19 protein-coding genes, 1 tRNA gene and 1 riboswitch are annotated in these 17,847 nt (G+C 56.2%); of the genes, 12 read left to right on the forward strand and 8 right to left on the reverse strand.

The genetic code is table 11. From position 1 onward, the window contains the following. Positions 1-2: 2 nt before the first annotated feature. From HKD40_RS12440 to HKD40_RS12450, 3 genes are all read left to right on the forward strand, one after another. A complete protein-coding gene (locus HKD40_RS12440; protein WP_169196098.1) occupies positions 3-980 on the forward strand; it encodes a beta-ketoacyl-ACP synthase III in 978 nt (325 codons plus the stop codon). Positions 981-1,165: 185 nt separating this feature from the next. Then, positions 1,166-1,477 carry an integration host factor subunit alpha gene (locus tag HKD40_RS12445; protein WP_169196099.1) on the forward strand — a complete coding sequence of 104 codons (312 nt, stop codon included), beginning with the start codon at positions 1,166-1,168 and terminating at the stop codon, positions 1,475-1,477. Between the two features lie 27 nt (positions 1,478-1,504). After that, positions 1,505-1,960, forward strand: coding sequence for a MerR family transcriptional regulator (locus tag HKD40_RS12450; RefSeq protein ID WP_169196100.1), 456 nt, complete (start codon positions 1,505-1,507; stop codon positions 1,958-1,960). A gap of 33 nt (positions 1,961-1,993) precedes the next feature. On the opposite strand, the gene HKD40_RS12455 is transcribed toward HKD40_RS12450, so the two are convergent. From HKD40_RS12455 to HKD40_RS12465, 3 genes are all read right to left on the reverse strand, one after another. Then, positions 1,994-2,242 (reverse strand): hypothetical protein, encoded by a 249-nt coding sequence (locus tag HKD40_RS12455; RefSeq protein ID WP_169196101.1) that lies wholly within the window; start codon positions 2,240-2,242, stop codon positions 1,994-1,996. Between the two features lie 76 nt (positions 2,243-2,318). Beyond that, positions 2,319-3,281 carry a DMT family transporter gene (locus tag HKD40_RS12460; protein ID WP_169196102.1) on the reverse strand — a complete coding sequence of 321 codons (963 nt, stop codon included), beginning with the start codon at positions 3,279-3,281 and terminating at the stop codon, positions 2,319-2,321. A 94-nt stretch (positions 3,282-3,375) separates the two neighbouring features. Continuing rightward, positions 3,376-3,517: riboswitch (FMN riboswitch) on the reverse strand. A 191-nt stretch (positions 3,518-3,708) separates the two neighbouring features. Continuing rightward, on the reverse strand, positions 3,709-3,912 hold the full coding sequence (locus HKD40_RS12465) for a YMGG-like glycine zipper-containing protein (RefSeq protein ID WP_169196103.1): 204 nt from the start codon (positions 3,910-3,912) through the stop codon (positions 3,709-3,711). Between the two features lie 234 nt (positions 3,913-4,146). Between HKD40_RS12465 and HKD40_RS12470 the strand changes: the two genes are divergently transcribed. Then, positions 4,147-4,223, forward strand: a tRNA-Pro gene (locus HKD40_RS12470). Between the two features lie 268 nt (positions 4,224-4,491). On the opposite strand, the gene HKD40_RS12475 is transcribed toward HKD40_RS12470, so the two are convergent. The 3 genes from HKD40_RS12475 to HKD40_RS12485 form a co-directional block, all read right to left on the reverse strand. Further along, positions 4,492-5,892, reverse strand: coding sequence for an undecaprenyl-phosphate glucose phosphotransferase (locus tag HKD40_RS12475; protein ID WP_349236810.1), 1,401 nt, complete (start codon positions 5,890-5,892; stop codon positions 4,492-4,494). Between the two features lie 185 nt (positions 5,893-6,077). Next, positions 6,078-7,184, reverse strand: a complete 1,107-nt coding sequence (locus HKD40_RS12480; RefSeq protein ID WP_169196105.1) for a glycosyltransferase — start codon at positions 7,182-7,184, stop codon at positions 6,078-6,080. A 29-nt stretch (positions 7,185-7,213) separates the two neighbouring features. Beyond that, the gene (locus tag HKD40_RS12485) at positions 7,214-7,765 is read right to left on the reverse strand and encodes a polysaccharide biosynthesis/export family protein (protein WP_169196106.1); all 552 of its coding nucleotides are present in this window, start codon (positions 7,763-7,765) and stop codon (positions 7,214-7,216) included. A 150-nt stretch (positions 7,766-7,915) separates the two neighbouring features. On the opposite strand from HKD40_RS12485, the gene HKD40_RS12490 reads away from it, so the two are divergent. Next, entirely contained in the window at positions 7,916-10,192 is a 2,277-nt protein-coding gene (locus HKD40_RS12490) for a GumC family protein (RefSeq protein WP_169196107.1), read from the forward strand. An 11-nt stretch (positions 10,193-10,203) separates the two neighbouring features. Continuing rightward, on the forward strand, positions 10,204-11,244 hold the full coding sequence (locus tag HKD40_RS12495) for a polysaccharide deacetylase family protein (RefSeq protein ID WP_169196108.1): 1,041 nt from the start codon (positions 10,204-10,206) through the stop codon (positions 11,242-11,244). On the opposite strand, the gene HKD40_RS12500 is transcribed toward HKD40_RS12495, so the two are convergent. Further along, positions 11,241-11,459 carry a DUF2842 domain-containing protein gene (locus HKD40_RS12500; protein ID WP_169196109.1) on the reverse strand — a complete coding sequence of 73 codons (219 nt, stop codon included), beginning with the start codon at positions 11,457-11,459 and terminating at the stop codon, positions 11,241-11,243. The two genes, HKD40_RS12495 and HKD40_RS12500, sit on opposite strands and share 4 nt — an antisense overlap. Before the next feature lie 89 nt (positions 11,460-11,548). Here HKD40_RS12500 and HKD40_RS12505 point away from each other — a divergent pair, with 89 nt between their 5' ends. The 5 genes from HKD40_RS12505 to HKD40_RS12525 all read left to right on the forward strand — a co-directional run bounded on the left by HKD40_RS12505 (position 11,549) and on the right by HKD40_RS12525 (position 16,017). Next, on the forward strand, positions 11,549-12,601 hold the full coding sequence (locus HKD40_RS12505; protein ID WP_169196140.1) for a COX15/CtaA family protein: 1,053 nt from the start codon (positions 11,549-11,551) through the stop codon (positions 12,599-12,601). Between the two features lie 159 nt (positions 12,602-12,760). Further along, the gene (rplM, locus tag HKD40_RS12510) at positions 12,761-13,225 is read left to right on the forward strand and encodes a 50S ribosomal protein L13 (protein ID WP_169196110.1); all 465 of its coding nucleotides are present in this window, start codon (positions 12,761-12,763) and stop codon (positions 13,223-13,225) included. Between the two features lies 1 nt (position 13,226). Beyond that, positions 13,227-13,709, forward strand: coding sequence for a 30S ribosomal protein S9 (rpsI, locus tag HKD40_RS12515; protein ID WP_169196111.1), 483 nt, complete (start codon positions 13,227-13,229; stop codon positions 13,707-13,709). A gap of 165 nt (positions 13,710-13,874) precedes the next feature. After that, complete coding sequence (locus HKD40_RS12520; protein WP_169196112.1) at positions 13,875-14,483, forward strand: hypothetical protein; 609 nt, start codon at positions 13,875-13,877, stop codon at positions 14,481-14,483. Between the two features lie 166 nt (positions 14,484-14,649). Next, on the forward strand, positions 14,650-16,017 hold the full coding sequence (locus HKD40_RS12525) for a dicarboxylate/amino acid:cation symporter (RefSeq protein ID WP_169196113.1): 1,368 nt from the start codon (positions 14,650-14,652) through the stop codon (positions 16,015-16,017). Positions 16,018-16,111: 94 nt separating this feature from the next. On the opposite strand, the gene HKD40_RS12530 is transcribed toward HKD40_RS12525, so the two are convergent. Next, positions 16,112-17,371, reverse strand: a complete 1,260-nt coding sequence (locus HKD40_RS12530) for a cytochrome P450 (protein ID WP_169196114.1) — start codon at positions 17,369-17,371, stop codon at positions 16,112-16,114. A gap of 184 nt (positions 17,372-17,555) precedes the next feature. Here HKD40_RS12530 and HKD40_RS12535 point away from each other — a divergent pair, with 184 nt between their 5' ends. Further along, the gene (locus HKD40_RS12535; RefSeq protein ID WP_169196115.1) at positions 17,556-17,783 is read left to right on the forward strand and encodes a hypothetical protein; all 228 of its coding nucleotides are present in this window, start codon (positions 17,556-17,558) and stop codon (positions 17,781-17,783) included. Positions 17,784-17,847: the final 64 nt, after the last annotated feature.

The raw sequence follows: 17,847 nt of genomic DNA on the forward strand, positions 1-17,847 counted from the left end.
GCGTGACCAGAGTACGATCCATCATCCGCGGTGTGGGCAGCTATCTGCCTGCAAACGCTGTCACGAACGAAGATCTCGCTAAGCGTGTGGACACTTCGGACGAGTGGATTCAGCAGCGCGTTGGTATCAAGAAGCGCCACATTGCAGCGGAAGGTGAGTTTACATCTGACCTCGCCACCGCGGCAGCACGTGCGGCGCTCGACAATGCAGGGCTCACGCCTGACGATATCGACCTGATCATCGTCGCGACCACCACGCCTGACTATACGTTTCCATCGGCGGCCTCGCTGGTGCAGATGAAGTTGGGCATGAGCCACGGCTTTTCATTCGATATCCAGGCCGTGTGTTCCGGCTTTGTCTATGCGGTGACAACCGCTGACACCTATATCAAGTCGGGCATGGCCAAGCGTGTTCTGGTTATAGGCGCGGAAACCTTCTCCCGCCTCCTCGACTGGAATGATCGCACCACCTGCGTCCTCTTCGGGGATGGGGCAGGGGCTATCGTACTGGAGCGCGTCGAATTGGCTGAGGGCGAGCCAGAGCGTGGTATCCTAGCGTCTGCTCTGCGTTCGGATGGCAAGCACTGGGACAAGCTTTACGTCGACGGTGGGCCATCGACGACAGGCACCACTGGCCACGTGCGCATGCAGGGTCCGGAAGTGTTCCGCCATGCCGTGGGCAAGATCACCGACGTTGTGTACGCAACATTGGAACAGGCCGGCTACACGACTGATGACCTTGATTGGTTTGTGCCGCACCAGGCCAACAAGCGGATTATCGACGGCGCTGGGGCCAAGCTTGGTCTGGCGCCAGAGAAGGTCGTGACCACTGTTGATCAACACGCCAATACTTCTGCTGCGTCTGTGCCGCTCGCATTGAGTGTCGCTGTCGCAGACGGCCGTATTAAGCCGGGTGATCTGGTGATGCTCGAAGCAATGGGTGGCGGATTTACTTGGGGCGCTTCGCTCATTCGCTGGTAAATATCTGACATGCATTGACGTTAAGCTGTTCAAGGCATTACTGTCTCCCTCGGGGAGAAGGATCCAATGCCTGGAGCGTGCTTATGCCGCGAAATGGGCAGTATTCGTTGTGCCAAAGGGCGCAGCAGTCTCGTCGCTTTCGATACTGGGTACGGACATTCAGTCCGTTGGATTTTGGGGGTGCTATGTCGCAGAAGACTATTACGCGCGCCGATTTGGCCGAAGCAGTTTATGGTTCTGTGGGTCTATCTCGGACGGAATCTGCTGAGCTTGTCGAACGAGTGCTTGAGCTGGTCTCAGACGCTTTGGTTGTCGGTTCTCACGTCAAATTATCGTCCTTTGGGTCGTTCCACGTGCGTTCGAAGAACGAGCGTATCGGACGTAATCCTAAGACGGGCGAGGAGGTTCCGATTTTGCCTCGGCAGGTTCTTGTGTTCAAACCGAGCAACGTGTTGAAGTCCAAGATCAACAAGTCTATGGTTTCCTCTGCAGAGTAAGGCTTTCTTACGAGGGGACCGGCTGTTTTGGATAAGTCGCCCGACGCGTTCCGCACGATTTCGGAGGCAGCTGAAGAGCTGGATCTACCGCAGCACGTACTGCGGTTCTGGGAAACTCGGTTTGCTACCATCAAGCCTCTAAAGCGAGGTGGTGGCAGGCGATACTACCGGCCGGAAGATGTGATGCTTTTACGCGGCATCCGCCATTTGCTCTACGATCAAGGGTTTACCATCAAAGGCGTCCAGAAGATCCTCAAGGATCAAGGGCCGCGCTATGTCATCGCCGTAGGCGAGGGGAAAGGGCTTGATGAGATACTGCCACTGATTGAAGAGGCGGAAGCTGCGGGAGATGCAGCTGAGCTTGAAGAAGCCGTGCTGTCGGCTAGCCCTGAGCTCGATGAAGATTCGCGCAATAAGCTTTCAGAGGTTCTGCGCGAACTGCTCGAGTGCAAGCGTATCCTAGAGCGGGCTCGCGAACACTAAATCAGTCACGCAATGAATACGGAAGAGCCGCGCTTAGCGCGGCTCTTCGTCGTTTTGAGTGGTCTCTGTCGGTGCCGCCTCTGGGGGCGAAGCGTCGTTCTTTGGGAATTTGACGAAGAAATTCCATACGAAGTAAACCAGAACTACGCAGACGATAGAGGCCCAGAACATGTCGCCTGTATAGAGCAGTTCCCAGCCTAGCCAAATCGCAAGGAACACGGAGATACCGCCGCGTATCCACATCGGTCTAAAAAAGCTGACGTCGTTTTCTTTCAGCGCCATCTGGCCCCCTCACAAAAACATTGAGGGCCTTAGTACAAGGCCCTCAACCAATGCTCCAGCATTTATTACGCAAGTGTTACGCTGTTTGTAGTCTGTTTGGGGTGCTGTCGCGTTCGACCCAATAGATAAACACCGATGCGCCAACAATCAAAAGGGCGCCAATCCAGAAGTAGCCAGACGGCACTTGTCCTAGAGCGATCCAGCCGATCAATCCGCCAAGCGGCACCTTGAGGTCTCCAAAAGGCTGCAGATAGGTAGCGTCTGCATTGCGATAGGCAAAGGCTAGCAGATAGTTCGCTGCAGCGGTGAGTGCGCCGAGCAGCAAAAGCAGGACCAGGCCAAAACCTTCAGGCAATGCAAACGGGAAGCCAGTGGCCAGTCCCGCAGGGAGCACTGTCGGGGCAAGCCAGCCGAGAGCATTGACGATCAGTAAGATTGCCAGATGGTTGGGCGTCACCAGCAGCAGAAGCGAAATGGTAAGCGTTTCGGGGCTCTCCTCGCGGGCGAGGTGTTTAGTGATAATATCTGTACCGGCCCACAGGGCTGCAGCGAAAATGGGTATCAGTGTTTGTGCGGAGAAGCCTTCGCTGCCAACGCCCGAGACGATGACTGCGCCGATAAAGCCCACGATTGCCGCGCCAAGGCGGGCAGCAGAGACGCGTTCCCCGAGAAAGAAGTACGAGCCCATAATGATAAAGAGGGGGCCGGTTGCAAGTAACGTCACCATTTGCCAGATCGGTACGCCGGAGGCGAAGCCGTAAACGAACACGTGCACGCCCAGTGCCGACACAAACGCGCGAAGCTCGTGTAACATTGGGTGTCGTGTTCTGAGGTTTTGCAGGCCAATGCGCATGATCAGCGGTAGGGCGAGCAGGGAGGCAATGACATATTGCCAGAATGCCATGCCTGTGGAGCTCATGTTAAACTGCCAAGGCAGCACAGACTGAAGCGTGTTTGATCCTGCGAAAGCAAGCGAGGCAGCGAGCATAAACATCGCGCCGACGGCAGCATTTCGGGTCGGGGAGGAAATCTGGTTCATTGTCGTCCTTTCCGTAACCAGTTTCCTCAGGGTTACGGGCGGCGACAGCAGGTATGCGCGCGCAAAGGCATGCATACCCAATCTGGGTACCTAATCCCGTTCTCTATCATCCGGACTATGACCGTCGGCTCCGGAATCACACCGGATCTGCTGACCTTCCCGAAGGAAGCGCTCGCGGGCTCGGCCTTGTGAGCCTTACCGCCGGTGGGGACTTGCACCCCGCCCTGAGAACTATGCGGTTAATCCCGCATGCCTCAGACCTAGGGGAGGGCGCCAGAGAATGCAAGAGAGCACAAGAGTGTAACTGGCGCAGGAAGGCGACGGGGCCGCTTAAGTTTCTAGAAAGCGTACTCAATCCGGATACCTCAGCACCCGGATCGAGCCTAGCTTGCTAGCTCAGGATAGGGCCCTAAGAAGAGAACGACGATTAGCGGTTGGCGACCAGAGCGCCGACAGCCGCACCGCCAGCGCCACCAACGACAGCGCCGGTATAGCCGCCAAGGGCGCCGCCAACTAACGCGCCGCCAGCGCCGCCTACAGCTGCGCCGGTCACAGTGCGCTCTGTGGTTGTGCATGCGGTCATTGTCAGAGCAGCGAAAGCGACAAGTGCGATTGGTGCGAACTTCTTCATTATAGTCCTCCGGATAGGTATGGGAGTTTGAGCATAGTCGATCTCGCAGGCGAGCAAAACACTTATCCCGCACCCGCAATGTGGCTGTTGAACCGCCGACTTTGCGGGGCGGTGAGCTATTGCCGTCATTGGTGCCCGAGATGTGTAAAACCTCCCGATACTCGGCAAATGGTCGATGCGCCGACTTTTTAGGGGTTGCGCCAAAACCCCTGTTTCCTTATGAGATTTTCTAGTCGGGGCGTAGCGCAGCCTGGTAGCGCATTTGTCTGGGGGACAAAGGGTCGTGGGTTCGAATCCCGCCGCTCCGACCATTTTAATGATGACAGTTCGCACGCCGCTTAGCCTCGCTGAGCGGTTTTTTTGTCTGCTAAACCTTCGAGGCTTGGCCGCTTCTTGCCTGCGGCGAGTGTTAGGCGCGGCTGGGCGAGTATCAGCGGCCAAGAGGCCGCTCGGTCGTCTCCTGAGCTGCCTCAATATCCTTGCATTTATGGGAGTCGGCTGTCCCCAAGGCCGGGGAAGACTAGCGCCAGGGCGTGTGCTGGTTCTACCTTGGGAAAGCTAATCGCAGCACGACGGGACTTAATACGCATTCCCGGACGAGAAGAGGCGGAACGGCGTAAGTACAAGGATCTTGAGGTCGAACAGGATCGACCAGTTTTCAATGTAATAGAGGTCGTGGTTCACGCGCTGTTCGATCTTATCGAGCGTATCAGTTTCGCCGCGCCAGCCGCTAATTTGAGCCCATCCGGTTATGCCGGGCTTGACCTTGTGGCGAGCAAAATACCCTTCCACGGCTTCATAATACAGCGTGTTCGCGGCTTTAGCCTGTAGAGCATGGGGGCGAGGGCCGACGATCGACAGTTCACCTTTGAGCACATTGAAAAGCTGCGGTAGCTCATCAATTGAGGTCCGGCGGATAAACTTACCAACCTTGGTGACGCGCGGATCGTCCTTAGTCACCAGTTTTGTAGCATTGGCGTCGAGCATGTCCGTTCGCATAGAGCGGAATTTGTAGATGCGGATCAGCTCGTTGTTGAAGCCATGTCGATCTTGGACGAAGAATATCGGACCTTTGCTCTCTAGCTTGATAGCAAGTGCGGTGATGAGCATGATGGGCGAAAGCGCGATGAGCGCAAGTAATGCTACTGTTTTGTCAAAAGCCCATTTGAACACAAGGTTCCAGTCTGAAATCGGTCTGTCAGCCATGTCGAGCACGGGCAGGTCGCCGACATAAGAATATGCCTTATTGGTGAAACGCAATTTGCTCATATGCGCTGAGAGTCGGATGTCGACAGGCAAAACCCAGAGCTGGGTCAGCATGTCGAGAACGCGCTTCTCTGCGGACAGTGGCATGGAGACGAGCACGAGGTCGACACGCGTGCGACGGGCAAATTCCACCAGATCAGAGACACGGCCGAGCTTATAAAATCCACTCACTTCATCTGGTGAGCGATCGTCAACGCGATCATCAAAAAGTCCGATAAGCTCAATGTCGGACTTGGCGCTAGTTTGGATCTGGTTGATCAGCTGAGCTGCGTCTTGTCCGCCACCGACGATAACAGTCCGACGCTTGAGTTGTCCGGCGTCGCTCCAATGTTGAACCAACGAACGCAGACTAAGTCGATAGACTACGAGGGTAATGCCACCGAGGGCCCACCAGCTCATCAGCCAGACGCGGCTAACCTGATCGCCCGCTTTGAAGAAGAAGAACCCGATAGCCAAGATTGCGATGACACTGGACCAGCCTGCTAACACGCGCCCCAGTTGCCAAAATCGCGATCTATAGGCGCGGATACGATGGGTTCGCGCAATGTTGAAGAACAAGTTTGCCACAAGGCCACTTGCCGAAATGACCGGCAGATAGAAATTCTCTTGTCCCGTGCCGACGTAGCTCCAGTAGATCGCACAGCCAATTGTGATCAGTAGGATCGCTTCAACGATCTGCGCGATACCCGTAATAACAGCGCTTGAATATCCCACGTCAGCAGGTTCGCTTATGAGTTCCTCTGCGCGCGGCGATAATGTGCCATCAGATGGTGCTCTCTGGCTTACCTGATTTTGTAATACTGACTGCGTGTCGATCTGAAACATATCGAATTAATACCCGCTCTATGGGTACTATTGACCACAAACATCAGCTAATGTGTGAATCGATATGGTCGAAGTTATTTGCTTGGTTGGTAGATGTTTAATATCGACGTTGTCATTGAATCTAACGTAAAGAATTCAGAGACATAGCTGCGACGGGCGTGCATCGCATTGATTTCGTTCGTCGGGTTAGAAAGGTGCGCCTGCATTGCCTTGGTCAGGGCGGTTGTATCACCGGCTGGAATTAGCCGCTCCTGAGTGGGGCCGAATATTTCAGCGATTCCGCCAACACGGGTGCTGATCACCGGGAGACCTGCGGCGGTTGCTTCCATCACTACATAGGGTAGGGATTCAGCGAGGGACGGGAGCACTGCGCACTCGCCCAGCGCAAAAGCCTCGCGCGCCGGACGCGATCCTAAAAACTGGACTTGATCAGTCAGTCCTAGGGTTGAGATCATTTGCTCGAGTTCTGGTCGAGATGGGCCATCGCCTGCCACGACGAGGGTCGGTCCGCTACCATCGGCTCGCTTGATTTGGGCCAGCGCTTCTACAAGGTGGAAGATGCCTTTGAGCTCGCGTAGCTCGCCCACAAAGACAAAATCCGACAGCGGCTGGATATGTTCGAGGGGCTCGAATTCGGCAGGGCGGAGCCCGTTATAGATAACACTCGTCGGGCAGGTGGGTGCTCCGATCAACGCGCTGTAGGTTTTGAGCGCGAAATGGCTTTCGAAAATTATCGCATCTGTTTTGCGCATGAGTGCGCGTTCCAACTTGTGGAATATCTGCCCAGAGCGTGAGGTGGACGGAAAATGCAAGACACCACCGTGAGGCGTGTAGACGGTGCGGGCCGTATTGCCGCCCAGCCGGGCGAGACGAGCGTAGAACCCGCCTTTGGCGCCGTGACCGTGAATAACATCCACGTTTAGGCGTTTGGCCAATTTGTTGACCGCGAACGGTGTTTTGAGGTCGCCCATGCCGAAAACGCGGGGCATTGGATGGCGGTAGACGCCCAAGCTCGTGAACTGTTCTATCGCTTTGAGTTTATCTTCTGTCTGGGCGTCGCTGGCGAGGGCATCAACGACTATGCCGATTTCGTGTCCGCGCGCCGAAAGCTCTTCGGTAAGATCGCAAACATGACGGAAAAGGCCGCCCACCGGAGCGCGCAGCACCTGCAAAATACGCATTGGTACGCTCCTTATGCGCGAATATCTGTTTAGAACCAGCGCTCTGAAACCACCACCGTGTCGCCGGGGGCAATCGGGAAGTCCAGTGGTTCTGGGCTACGGCCCATCTTGTCGGCCTGGCGGCGATAGACGACCACTTGGTTTCGGTCTGCGGTGGGCGTGAAACCACCGGCAGTGGCGATCGCGGCGCGCGCTGTCATGCCGTAAACATATGGAAATTGGCCGGAGGTTTTCACTTCGCCGGCAATATAGAACGGGCGATATTGCTCGACCTCAACTGCCACATCCGGGCTGCGCATGTAGCCATTGGCGAGCGCCGAGGCGAGACGCTTTGACGCCTGTTCTGTTGTGGTGCCCCGGACCTGAACCGCGCCGACAAGCGGGAAGGCAATGGCGCCCTTGTCGTCCACACGGTAGCTTTTGGATATTTCGGGGTCGCCGTAAACCGACACCCGAACAGTATCACCCGTGTCTAGTTGGTAGGGGCCGCGTGTTTCAACAGAATAGGCTGTTGGGCGCGTTGTGGTGCATGCGCCCAACATAACCGGCAAAACCAACGCAATAATGAGAGCGCAGCGCATCTTAACCCTACTTATTCTGTCTTTGAACTTATGTTCTGTCGTGGTTAAGAAAGTGATAGCGTCGAGTAGGTGTTAGTAAAAACGCGAGAAGATTAACTGAATTTTGATCGTAACGGCGCTCTATTCCAACAAGGAATTTGGGGTCCACTAATGGTTTACGAGTCACCAGTCATCGATGATGGGCGAATTAACGTTGCTGGCTTGCTCTCTGCAGTAGGTCGGAAGTTGCCGCGAATTATCGCGGTAACACTTGCTTTGCTCGCGGTGACATTCGTAATTCTAATGTTTGTTCCAAGGACTTACGAAGGTACTGCGGCTGTTCTTGTGGAGCCGCGACAGAGTGCGTCCGGACAGAATTCGGGTGATGCGCGGCTTAGTATGTTTGCCACGAACCCGGCCGGTGTGGTGGCAAGTCAAATACAGCTCATCAAATCACCTGACACTCTGATGCGGGTAATTGATGAGTTGGATTTGCGCTCGGTGCCCGAATTTAGTGGCGCTGAAGAAGGTGGCTTTGACCTCGGTGCCTTGCTGCCGCAGCTCGTTCGCCGCGCGGAAACACCACAAAGCGTCGACGCACAGGTTTTATCAGCTCTTTCTGCTAGCTTATCCGTGTCGCAGCAGCCTCAGTCCGCCGTGATCGCGATAACGGTCTCGTCGCGTGATCCGCAGTTGGCCGCCCAAATCGCCAATGCCATCGCGAAAGCGCATGTTGAGCGTCGTGCGGGATTGAGCCTCTCCGATAATGTCGAGACGTCCGGTTGGCTACTCGAGGAAATCGATCGCCTGCGGGTGTCCGTCGGTGAAGCCGAGCGTGCGGTCGCTGACTTCAAAGTCGCCAATGACCTTTACATAGGACAGGGAAACACCAGTCTGCTTGATCAGCGGCTGTCGGCCATTGCGTCGCAGATCAGTGCGGCACAGGAGCAGCGTGGCAATGCTGAAAAACGCGCTGCGCTGATCCGTGACGTCATCGGGCGTAACCAGCCGGTAGAGAGTTTGGTGGACGTTCAGTCATCCCTCGTCGTGCAGCAACTGTCGCAAGAGAAGGCGCGCATTCAGAGTGAATTGGCCCAGAGGTCTGCAACGCTCCTCAGCAGCCATCCAACGATGCGTGCTCTCAATGCTCAGATGGGCGAACTCAATGCGCAGGTCCGTGCCGAAGCGCAGCGGATGGCCGTCGCGCTAGAGGCCGAAGCGCAGATTTATACCGACCAAGAAGCCTGGCTGCGTGCTGACTTTGAAGCCGCCAAGAACACCGCGTCGACGGCAACCATCGATACTGTGACCCTTGATAGCTTGCAGCGTGAGGCTAAGTCGCAACGCGACCTGCTGGAAGCGTATTTGTTGCGCTACAACGCCTCGTCAACACGGGTCGACATCAACTCGGAATTGCCTGACGTCCGTGTCGTAACTGCTGCTGCTGCTGCTTCTTCCCCGTCAGCGCCGAAGACCGCTCTCATTATGTCTGCGGTCGCATTTGTGTCGATTTTCTGCCAAATCGGCGGGGCAATTTTTGGGGAGCTGATGTCCGGTCGCGCGCTTGTGTCGTCGCGAGCAGGGCCGGAACTTTGGGGCCAACAAGCCCGCCCGTCGGACGAGCCCAATAGCAGTACCGGGGGCGATCTCGCAGAGCATATCGCTACGCTGCAACAGCCCGTTCTCGCTGGAGCCGCTTCTGATGATGAGACCATCGCAACTGCGGAACAATCGCAGTCCGGCGGTGTGGATCTGGCAAATGTCAAAGAAATGGTGCGCAAGATTCTTGCCGAGACAGACCAGAACAGGGCTCCTGATGCTTCGCCTGCTCTTGTAGAGGATGCGTCTGTTGAGCGGTTTGGTTTCAATGCGGCTGAGCCTGTCGTTGAGCCCGTCGACAAGGGACTGATCCGTTATGACGAACTCGTTGCTGATCTGGTTTTGGGGCGTACCAATCTCCTTCTGCTGACCGATCACGGAGCCGAGGAGGGTGGTGAGCATCTTGCTGAAATTCTCGTCGCGGATGCGCTTGCCAAGGGCCTAAGTGTGGCTCTGGTTGATGCGGGGTCTGGCAAGGTTACGGCCGCGCCGGGACTGTCCGATCTCACTCTGGGCGAAGCGCGCTTCGGAGATGTGGTCCAGAAGTCTGCCGATAACAGCTTTGCAGAAGTGTCTTGGGGTCGCCACGCTGGTCTCGATCGCACCTCACCGCGTCCTGTGACATTGATTGAAGCCCTGACGGATATCTACGAGGTCGTCGTCGTCCTGACTGGGGAAACGAAGACGCAGTCCTTGCTTGCTGATTTTGCGCAAGTGGGGGGGCGTGTGGTTCTGGTTGTTGGTCGCAATAGCGAATTGACGTCAGCCTTTGTGGCCCGACAAAAGCTGCTTGAGGCCGGATACGCTTCAGTGGACGTCGCTGCGGTCACCAAGTCTGTCGCAGCCTAGGCAGTTTGACTATGGCGTTAAAATACACCTTGATCCGTGCCGCTTTTGAGGCACTTTGGCTCGCGAACGCATCGAGGTTGTTCGAACAGTTTTCAGACGCGCGGGGCGTCATTTGGACACTGCATCGCGTGCTGCCTCAGCCCCCAAAGGCTTTTGCGCCAAACGGCATATTGCAGGTGCAGCCGGAATTCCTCGCCTACTGCCTCGAGCGTCTGGCCGATCGCAAAATACCGGTTGTAAACTTGGACGAGGCGCTGGATCGCCTCACGATGCCGAGGGCCAAATCGACATTTGTCGTGCTGACTTTCGACGATGGCTATAAGGACAATTTGATCCATGCCCTCCCAGTGCTGCAGGCCGCCCGCACCCCATTCACGCTTTATGTGCCGACCGCATTTCCTTCGGGCGGCGGGCAGCTCTGGTGGCAAGCTATCGAGGACATAATCGGCAAGGCAGGGGAGGTTCGGTTCCAAGGCCCCGCGGGTGCCGTCGTTCTCCCTTCTCGCTCAACAAAAGAAAAGCACACCGCTTTCAATCAGCTCTATTGGCATATGCGCAAAATGCCGGAAACGGAGCGACTGGCGCTGCTGGCGGAATTCACTGCCAATTACGGCTATGACCTCTCAGCCCAATGTCGCGCAGAAATCATGGGTTGGGACGAGATCAAGCAGGTGGCCAATCACCCACTGGCAACGATCGGGGCGCACACGGTCAACCACTATGAATTGGCCAAACTGCCGTTGGAGCAAGCACGCGCTGAAATTGTCGAGTCGGTGACCGCGTTAGAGCAGCGCCTTGGCCAGCGGCCGAAACATTTCTCTTATCCCCTCGGCGGGCCGCTTTCTTGCGGGGAGAGGGAGTTTGAACTTGTCGCGCAGCTGGGGTTCACCTCGGGCGTGACGACGCGACCCGGCGGTCTTTATCCTCATCATCGCAAAACACCCACGGCGTTGCCGCGGGTGTCACTCAATGGGCTGTTTCAACAAAAGCGGTATGCCGACGTCTTCGCCAGTGGCGGGCTGTTCACCCAGTTGGGCCGGATATCGGGTTAGCGTTGGGGCAGGGGATTGGGCTTGGCCATCCAGCGAATGAGAATCATTGCTGGGATCGTCCAACCCATGCCCGCAAAAATAAAATAGATGATCAGCACTAGCCCCGGCAGCCCTTCAGGCAAGAGTAGATAGCCCCAAGTGCCCAAAACGGCCCATCCAGCGATGGAAATGACCAGCAAAAATGCGCCAATCAACTTGCGGTTACGCTGACTCATATGCGGCATCCGGTCTGTTGCGATAATGTCGCGGGGGGATTACCACTCCCGCACCTTAACTGATACTGGAAATTAGCGTCGTGACCTTCATGCAAGATGCGGCCCCGGGCAAAGTGAGCTTTGCGGCCGACCGCCTCCGCCCGGTGCGTATTTGGCTTTATGGCATGGCGGCATTCGTGCTGCTGATTGTCGTTGTGGGCGGCATCACCCGCCTCACCGAGTCTGGTCTGTCGATCACAAGCTGGAATGTCGTCGCGGGTGTAATTCCTCCATTGACCCAAGCCGATTGGGAAGCGGAGTTCGAAGCCTATAAGCAGATCCCGCAATACACGGTCATCAATCATTGGATGAGCTTGGATGATTTCAAGCTGATCTTTTTCTGGGAATGGTTCCACCGTCTTTTGGCGCGCGCGCTCGGGTTCGTCTTCCTGATCCCATTTGTTGTGTTCTTGGCTCAGAAGCGCTTTTCCAAAGACCTTGCTCTGCCGCTTTTCGGTCTGTTCCTTTTGGGCGGTTTCCAGGGCTTCCTTGGCTGGTGGATGGTGTCCTCGGGCCTGTCTGAGCTGACCTCGGTATCTCAGTATCGCCTAGCGGCGCACTTGTCCGCCGCTGGCGTGCTGCTCTACGCCTTGCTCTATGTTGCACGGACGATCACACCCGGACGTACACTTGGACACGTCAGCAGCTTTAACTGGGTGACGACGATTGCTCTGCTGCTCGTCCTTGTCTTGCAGATCGCTGCGGGTGCGTTTGTCGCCGGTATGGATGCGGGGAAGGGCTATCAGACTTGGCCACTCATGGATGGCTCGATCATTCCGAACGGCCTCTTCGTGATGGATCCGGTTTGGAAGAACTTCTTTGAGAACGCTCTGACTGTTCAGTTCAATCACCGCAACATCGCCTATCTGATCACAGCCTTCGTTGGTTTCCTGATCTGGCGTCGTGCCAAGGACGGTGGTTTCGCTGGCGTGCACACTTGGCTAATCCGCATTGGCGTGCTCGTTCTCGCTCAAGTCGCCCTCGGTATTGCGACACTCCTGTCGGACATTCAGATCGATCTGGCTGTCGCGCATCAGGGTCTCGCCTTTATTCTGGCAGGCGCTATCGTGCTCTATTTGGCTGATATGCGTCGCGCCCGATAACAACACGAAGAACTGCGGTAATATAATACCGCAGTTCTAACCTGTTGTTTTTGTTGAGCTTTTTAAAGGCTCTTGACGGGTGAGGGAATCCCTCTTAAACCCGCCACGAAACGGCCATCCGTGCGCGGAATTGGCCTCCTGAATCTAGGGAATTCGATTATGACAACGTTCTCGGCAAAACCGAGCGATATCGAAAAGCAGTGGATCCTGATCGACGCCGAAGGCCTCGTCGTGGGTCGCCTTGCTTCGATCATTGCATCGCGCCTGCGCGGCAAGCACAAGCCAACCTTTACCCCACACATGGACATGGGTGACAATATCATCGTCATCAATGCCGACAAGGTAAAGCTCACTGGCCGCAAGCTCGACCAGCACCGCTTCTACTGGCACACCGGCTTTGCTGGTGGCATCAAGGACCGCACTGCACGTCAGCTGCTCGAAGGTCGCTTCCCGAACCGCGTTCTTGAAAACGCTGTTCGCCGCATGATGCCAGGTGGCCCGCTCACCCGCGCTCAGCTCAAGAACCTCCGCGTTTACGCTGGTTCCGAGCACCCACACGTCGCACAGAACCCAGCTACGCTGGATGTTGCTGCGATGAACCCCAAGAATGCACGGGTGAAGTAACATGGCCGAAACCATCAATTCTCTCGAAGATCTCGGCACTGCAGCAGTCGCTCCGGCTGTTAACACTGCTCCGGTTCATGTTCAGAAGCTCGACAGCCTCGGCCGCGCCTATGCAACCGGCAAGCGTAAGAACGCTGTCGCTCGCGTATGGATCAAGCCAGGCAAGGGCACTCTGACCATCAACGGTCGTGAGTTCTCCAAGTACTTCGCTCGTCCAGTTCTCCAGCTCATCGTCAAGCAGCCAATCGTTGCGACCGAGCGTCTGGACCAGTACGACGTGAACGTCACCGTTGCCGGTGGTGGTCTGTCCGGTCAGGCTGGTGCTGTTCGTCACGGCATCTCCAAGGCTCTCACCTACTTCGAACCTACCCTGCGTAGCGTTCTGAAGAAGGGTGGCTTCCTGACCCGTGATAGCCGTGTTGTTGAACGTAAGAAGTACGGTAAGGCGAAAGCCCGTAAGTCCTTCCAGTTCTCCAAGCGTTAATCGCTACGGATTCTGTATTTGGGAAAGGGCCGGGAAACCGGCCCTTTTCTTTTGCGCGGTTGTGGCGGTAGAGGACAGCGCATTATTCTTCGTGCGCCCCTCCCAATTGCGCGGGGCATCGCTATATAGCCCATCATGCAGTCTCTTATTACTCGCTTCCATCTCTTGGTTTTTGGCGTCACGGTCGCGATAGCGGCGGTCGGCTATCTGCAGATTCCTGAAACGTTTCTATTCCCCGCGCATTTCACACGCAGCACCGCCGATTGGCTGTGGCCGCGCAATCTTGCACTGCTCACTCCGCCGGCGATCCAACTCGTCATTATGCTGGGGTTCTTTCTCCTTGGTCGCGCGTTTACGAAAAACCATTTTGCCAAAACTCAGCATATTTTAGAGCCTGCTATCCGGTTGATCTTGATGGTCATCGCGGGATGTCAGCTTGGCTTGTTGCTCATGGGGATAGGGTCAGACCTTGATTTCTTTCGTGTAACTGCGGGCTTGTGTGCAGCAGCACTTATGGTGCTGGCGGCAATGCTGTTTGAAGCAGAGCGTCACAGCTACGGCGGCTTGCGAATGCCGTGGCGCGTCGTTTCGGATCGTGCGTGGGTGATTGTGCATCGTGGTTCCGCACTCGTCAGTGCGCTCGGCGCTGTGAGCCTCGGCTATGCGGCGTGGTCAAATCCGGGGCCGGGGGCCTTAATCCTGACTATCTCGGCAGTTTTCCTCGTCCTGCCATTGGTGGCGGGTCTACTGACTTTGCTCACGCGCCGCTCTTGATACTGTTTTCGGCGCGATCGCATTAAGCGAGTAGAAAAAACTTCTCTCCCCGAAGGAAATGAAACGCCATTCGCTGCGTTTCGTAACTCACAGGCGTAGAGTCTGGCCAATTACTAGGCAAGTTGCTCACAACTCGGGCGATGCCGTTCTTTGGGGAAGAAAGAAAATGCCCACCTCATTATCGTCAGGCGTCACCTCTCGCGCACCAAAGCCTTGGTACACCAATTTCGGTGTCCAGGTTCTCATCTCCATGGTGATTGGCCTCATCCTGGGCTTTATCGCCCGCAACATGGGGCCAGACGCCGCCGGCGGCGCGAACTGGCTCACTGTTACACTGTCCACCGTCGGCTCCTCCTTTGTGTCGCTGCTGCGCGCTCTGGTGCCTGTTCTGGTGTTCACCGCCATTGTGGCCTCCATTGCCAATCTGCGTGAGCTCAACAACGCTGCTAAGCTCGTCTGGCAGACGCTTCTGTGGTTCGCCATTACTGCCCTCATTGCTGTCGCCATCGGCATCGCGCTTGGTCTGATCATTCAGCCGGGTGTGAACACTGCAGTCGCCGCAGAAGCGGCTCGCGCGCCTTCGTCGACGGGTTCCTGGCTCGATTTCTTGAAGGGCCTCATCCCGTCCAACTTCATTGGTTTGCAGGCATCAACCCGCGTCACCGATGCTGGCGCGACGACCAGCCTTAACTTTAACGTTCTGCAGATCCTGATTGTCTCGATCGTTGTGGGTATTGCTGCGCTACGTGTTGGCCCCGCTGCTGATGCGTTCCTTGCGTTCAATCGGTCCTTCCTCAAGATCATCCACAAGGTACTGTGGTGGGTCATTCGCCTGACCCCCATCGGCACCATTGGCCTTCTGGGCAATGCTGTGGCGGTCTATGGTTGGGACGCGCTGGCGCAACTCGGCTGGTATGCCGCTGCCATCTACATCGGTCTCTTCCTCGTGCTCTTTGTCGTGTATCCGGTTCTGTTGCAGGTCAATGGCCTCAACCCCATCCGTTACTTCCAGAGCGCTTGGCCTGCTATTCAGCTTGCCTTCGTGTCACGTTCGTCCATCGGCACATTGCCCGTCACAGAGCGTGTGACGGAAAAGAGCCTCGGCGTTCCGCGTGAGTATGCCTCCTTCGCTGTGCCTCTAGGCGCGACCACTAAGATGGATGGTTGTGCTGCGATTTATCCGGCGATCTCCGCAATCTTTGTCGCGCAGTTCTTCGGCATCTCGCTCGGTCTGGAACACTACCTGCTCATCGTGTTCGTTTCGGTGATCGGTTCGGCGGCGACGGCTGGCCTGACCGGCGCGACCGTCATGCTGACCTTGACCCTATCGACCCTTGGTCTGCCGCTGGAAGGCGTTGGTCTGTTGCTGGCGATTGACCCGATCCTCGACATGGGCCGCACAGCGGTCAACGTGGCTGGGCAGGCTTTGGTCCCGACCATCGTTGCTAAACGTCAGGGCATCCTCAATCAGTCTGTCTACGACAATGGCAAAACCATCGAAGACCTCGATGCAGACGCCGTTGCCGCAGAATAAGCGCGGCACATCATCCTGAATCAGAAGGGGAGGCTTTTGGGCCTCCCCTTTGTTTTTGCACGCGTTTCGACTTCTGGTACTATTAGCGCTTGAACTACTTCCAGCTCACCATGAGCTTCGTGAGGCCGTGGAAGTGGTAAACGTCTCCATACTTTGGCTCTTCAGCGATGCGCAAATTCGGTAGGCGCTCGAAAAGCACGCTCATGGCCTCCTGCAACTCGATACGCGCGAGCGGCGCTCCGATGCAGAAGTGAATGCCCGCGCCAAACGACACGTTCGCGCCATCAGTCCGGAAGGGATCAAAAGTGTTCGGGTTAGCGAAACGTACCGGATCACGGTTCGCCGCGCCCAACATCATGCCGACCACATCACCCTTGCGCAGGGGGATGCCGTTCAGCTCCGTGTCGTTACCCAGTGTGTAGCGGGTGAACAAATGCAGCGGCGCGTCATAGCGCAGGCATTCTTCCACCGTCTTTTCCGTCTGCTCTGGCGTTGCGAACAACGTTTTGGGATCAAGACCGCTCTCGAGGATGGATTTTACTCCATTGCCCGTCGTGTGCACGGTCGCTTCGTGACCGGCATTGAGCAGAAGAATGGCGGTCGACATGACCTCATCTTCGATCAGAACGTCGCCATCGCGGTCTGACGTCAGCATGTGGCTGAGGAGGTCCGCCTTGGGCTCCTTACGACGTTCAGCGATGACCCCGCGCAAATACTTGGTAAATTCCTTAGCCGCCTGATTGGCGTCGAGCTCGGTGTCCATGGTCACATTGTACATGTACATGGTCACCATACGGTTGGACCACTCGAGCAGCTTGGGTGCCATTTCCGCAGGTAGGCCAATCATCTCGGCGATGATGATTGCCGGAATAGGGGCGGCAAAAGCTTTAATCAGGTCAACGCTGTCTTGGCCCTCAAACTTATCGATCATGTCGTTGGCCAGCTGGCGAATGCGCGGACGCAAGGCCTCTACCTGGCGGGAGACGAACGCGCGGTTCACCAGCGTGCGCAGGCGCGTGTGCGCTTGGGCTTCGAGATTGAGCAGCGAGTATTTTTCGGTCAGATCGAAGTCTGCTGTGTGCGCTTTTGGCGGTTCGAGGCCAATTTCTTCGCGCGTTGCCACATGCAGAATGTCGCGGCCGAAGCGCTTGTCGCGCATAAGTAGGCTGACGGTTTTAAAGTCCGCAAAGCACCAGTGGCCATATTCCTCCCAGAAGAACGACGGGCTCGTGGCGTGTCGTTCAGCATAGAACGGGTAGGGGTTCTGGAAGAATGCGGGGTCTTGTGGCTTGGCACTCGCCCGCAAATGGGCGGGGACATCGGTGACTGGTCGAACTTGAAGAATGGAGGCCATGGGTCGGGACTTTCATACGATGGCCCAGCTTAAGGCGCTCTTGCGACAAAGCAAATCCACTTCTTGCATGCCAGTTTGCCCGCAAACACCGAGCCTTTCAAAAGCCACTGTGAACATAGAGGGCTTGGCATTTGCCTCGCAATCATGTCTTGAAGGAGCAAATACGACTGAGGATTCTGGACAAGTGAGCGATATCACCGTCTCTGCCGCGATTGACGCCGTACTGGCATCGATCAAGAACGACAACGAAGACTTGGACCTGCAGATTGCAGCGCTCAAGGCCGCTATGGCCCATGAAGGCGTCAAGGAAGCAGTGTTTGAAACAGCCAAGCTTCCCCAGCCGAACCGTCAGGGTCGCAAGCTGATGCAGTCCTACTTCAAAAAGAAGGGCGTAGCTGTCAGCTTCAGCTGATAAATTTGCGCCTATTTACCGTTCTGCATCATAGGGCGTGCTTCCTATTGAAGCTTGCCCTATG

Source organism: Devosia sp. MC1541, from assembly GCF_012847305.1.
GTDB lineage: Bacteria > Pseudomonadota > Alphaproteobacteria > Rhizobiales > Devosiaceae > Devosia.

Coding starts and splice junctions, on each gene's coding strand:
- rpsI (WP_169196111.1), top strand. CDS start 13,227: ATGGCCGAAACCATCAATTCTCTCGAAGATCTCGGCACTGCAGCAGTC.
- HKD40_RS12465 (WP_169196103.1), bottom strand. CDS start 3,912: ATGAAGAAGTTCGCACCAATCGCACTTGTCGCTTTCGCTGCTCTGACA.
- HKD40_RS12500 (WP_169196109.1), bottom strand. CDS start 11,459: ATGAGTCAGCGTAACCGCAAGTTGATTGGCGCATTTTTGCTGGTCATT.
- HKD40_RS12505 (WP_169196140.1), top strand. CDS start 11,549: ATGCAAGATGCGGCCCCGGGCAAAGTGAGCTTTGCGGCCGACCGCCTC.
- rplM (WP_169196110.1), top strand. CDS start 12,761: ATGACAACGTTCTCGGCAAAACCGAGCGATATCGAAAAGCAGTGGATC.
- HKD40_RS12455 (WP_169196101.1), bottom strand. CDS start 2,242: ATGGCGCTGAAAGAAAACGACGTCAGCTTTTTTAGACCGATGTGGATA.
- HKD40_RS12525 (WP_169196113.1), top strand. CDS start 14,650: ATGCCCACCTCATTATCGTCAGGCGTCACCTCTCGCGCACCAAAGCCT.
- HKD40_RS12460 (WP_169196102.1), bottom strand. CDS start 3,281: ATGAACCAGATTTCCTCCCCGACCCGAAATGCTGCCGTCGGCGCGATG.
- HKD40_RS12495 (WP_169196108.1), top strand. CDS start 10,204: ATGGCGTTAAAATACACCTTGATCCGTGCCGCTTTTGAGGCACTTTGG.
- HKD40_RS12480 (WP_169196105.1), bottom strand. CDS start 7,184: ATGCGTATTTTGCAGGTGCTGCGCGCTCCGGTGGGCGGCCTTTTCCGT.
- HKD40_RS12530 (WP_169196114.1), bottom strand. CDS start 17,371: ATGGCCTCCATTCTTCAAGTTCGACCAGTCACCGATGTCCCCGCCCAT.
- HKD40_RS12485 (WP_169196106.1), bottom strand. CDS start 7,765: ATGCGCTGCGCTCTCATTATTGCGTTGGTTTTGCCGGTTATGTTGGGC.
- HKD40_RS12445 (WP_169196099.1), top strand. CDS start 1,166: ATGTCGCAGAAGACTATTACGCGCGCCGATTTGGCCGAAGCAGTTTAT.
- HKD40_RS12490 (WP_169196107.1), top strand. CDS start 7,916: ATGGTTTACGAGTCACCAGTCATCGATGATGGGCGAATTAACGTTGCT.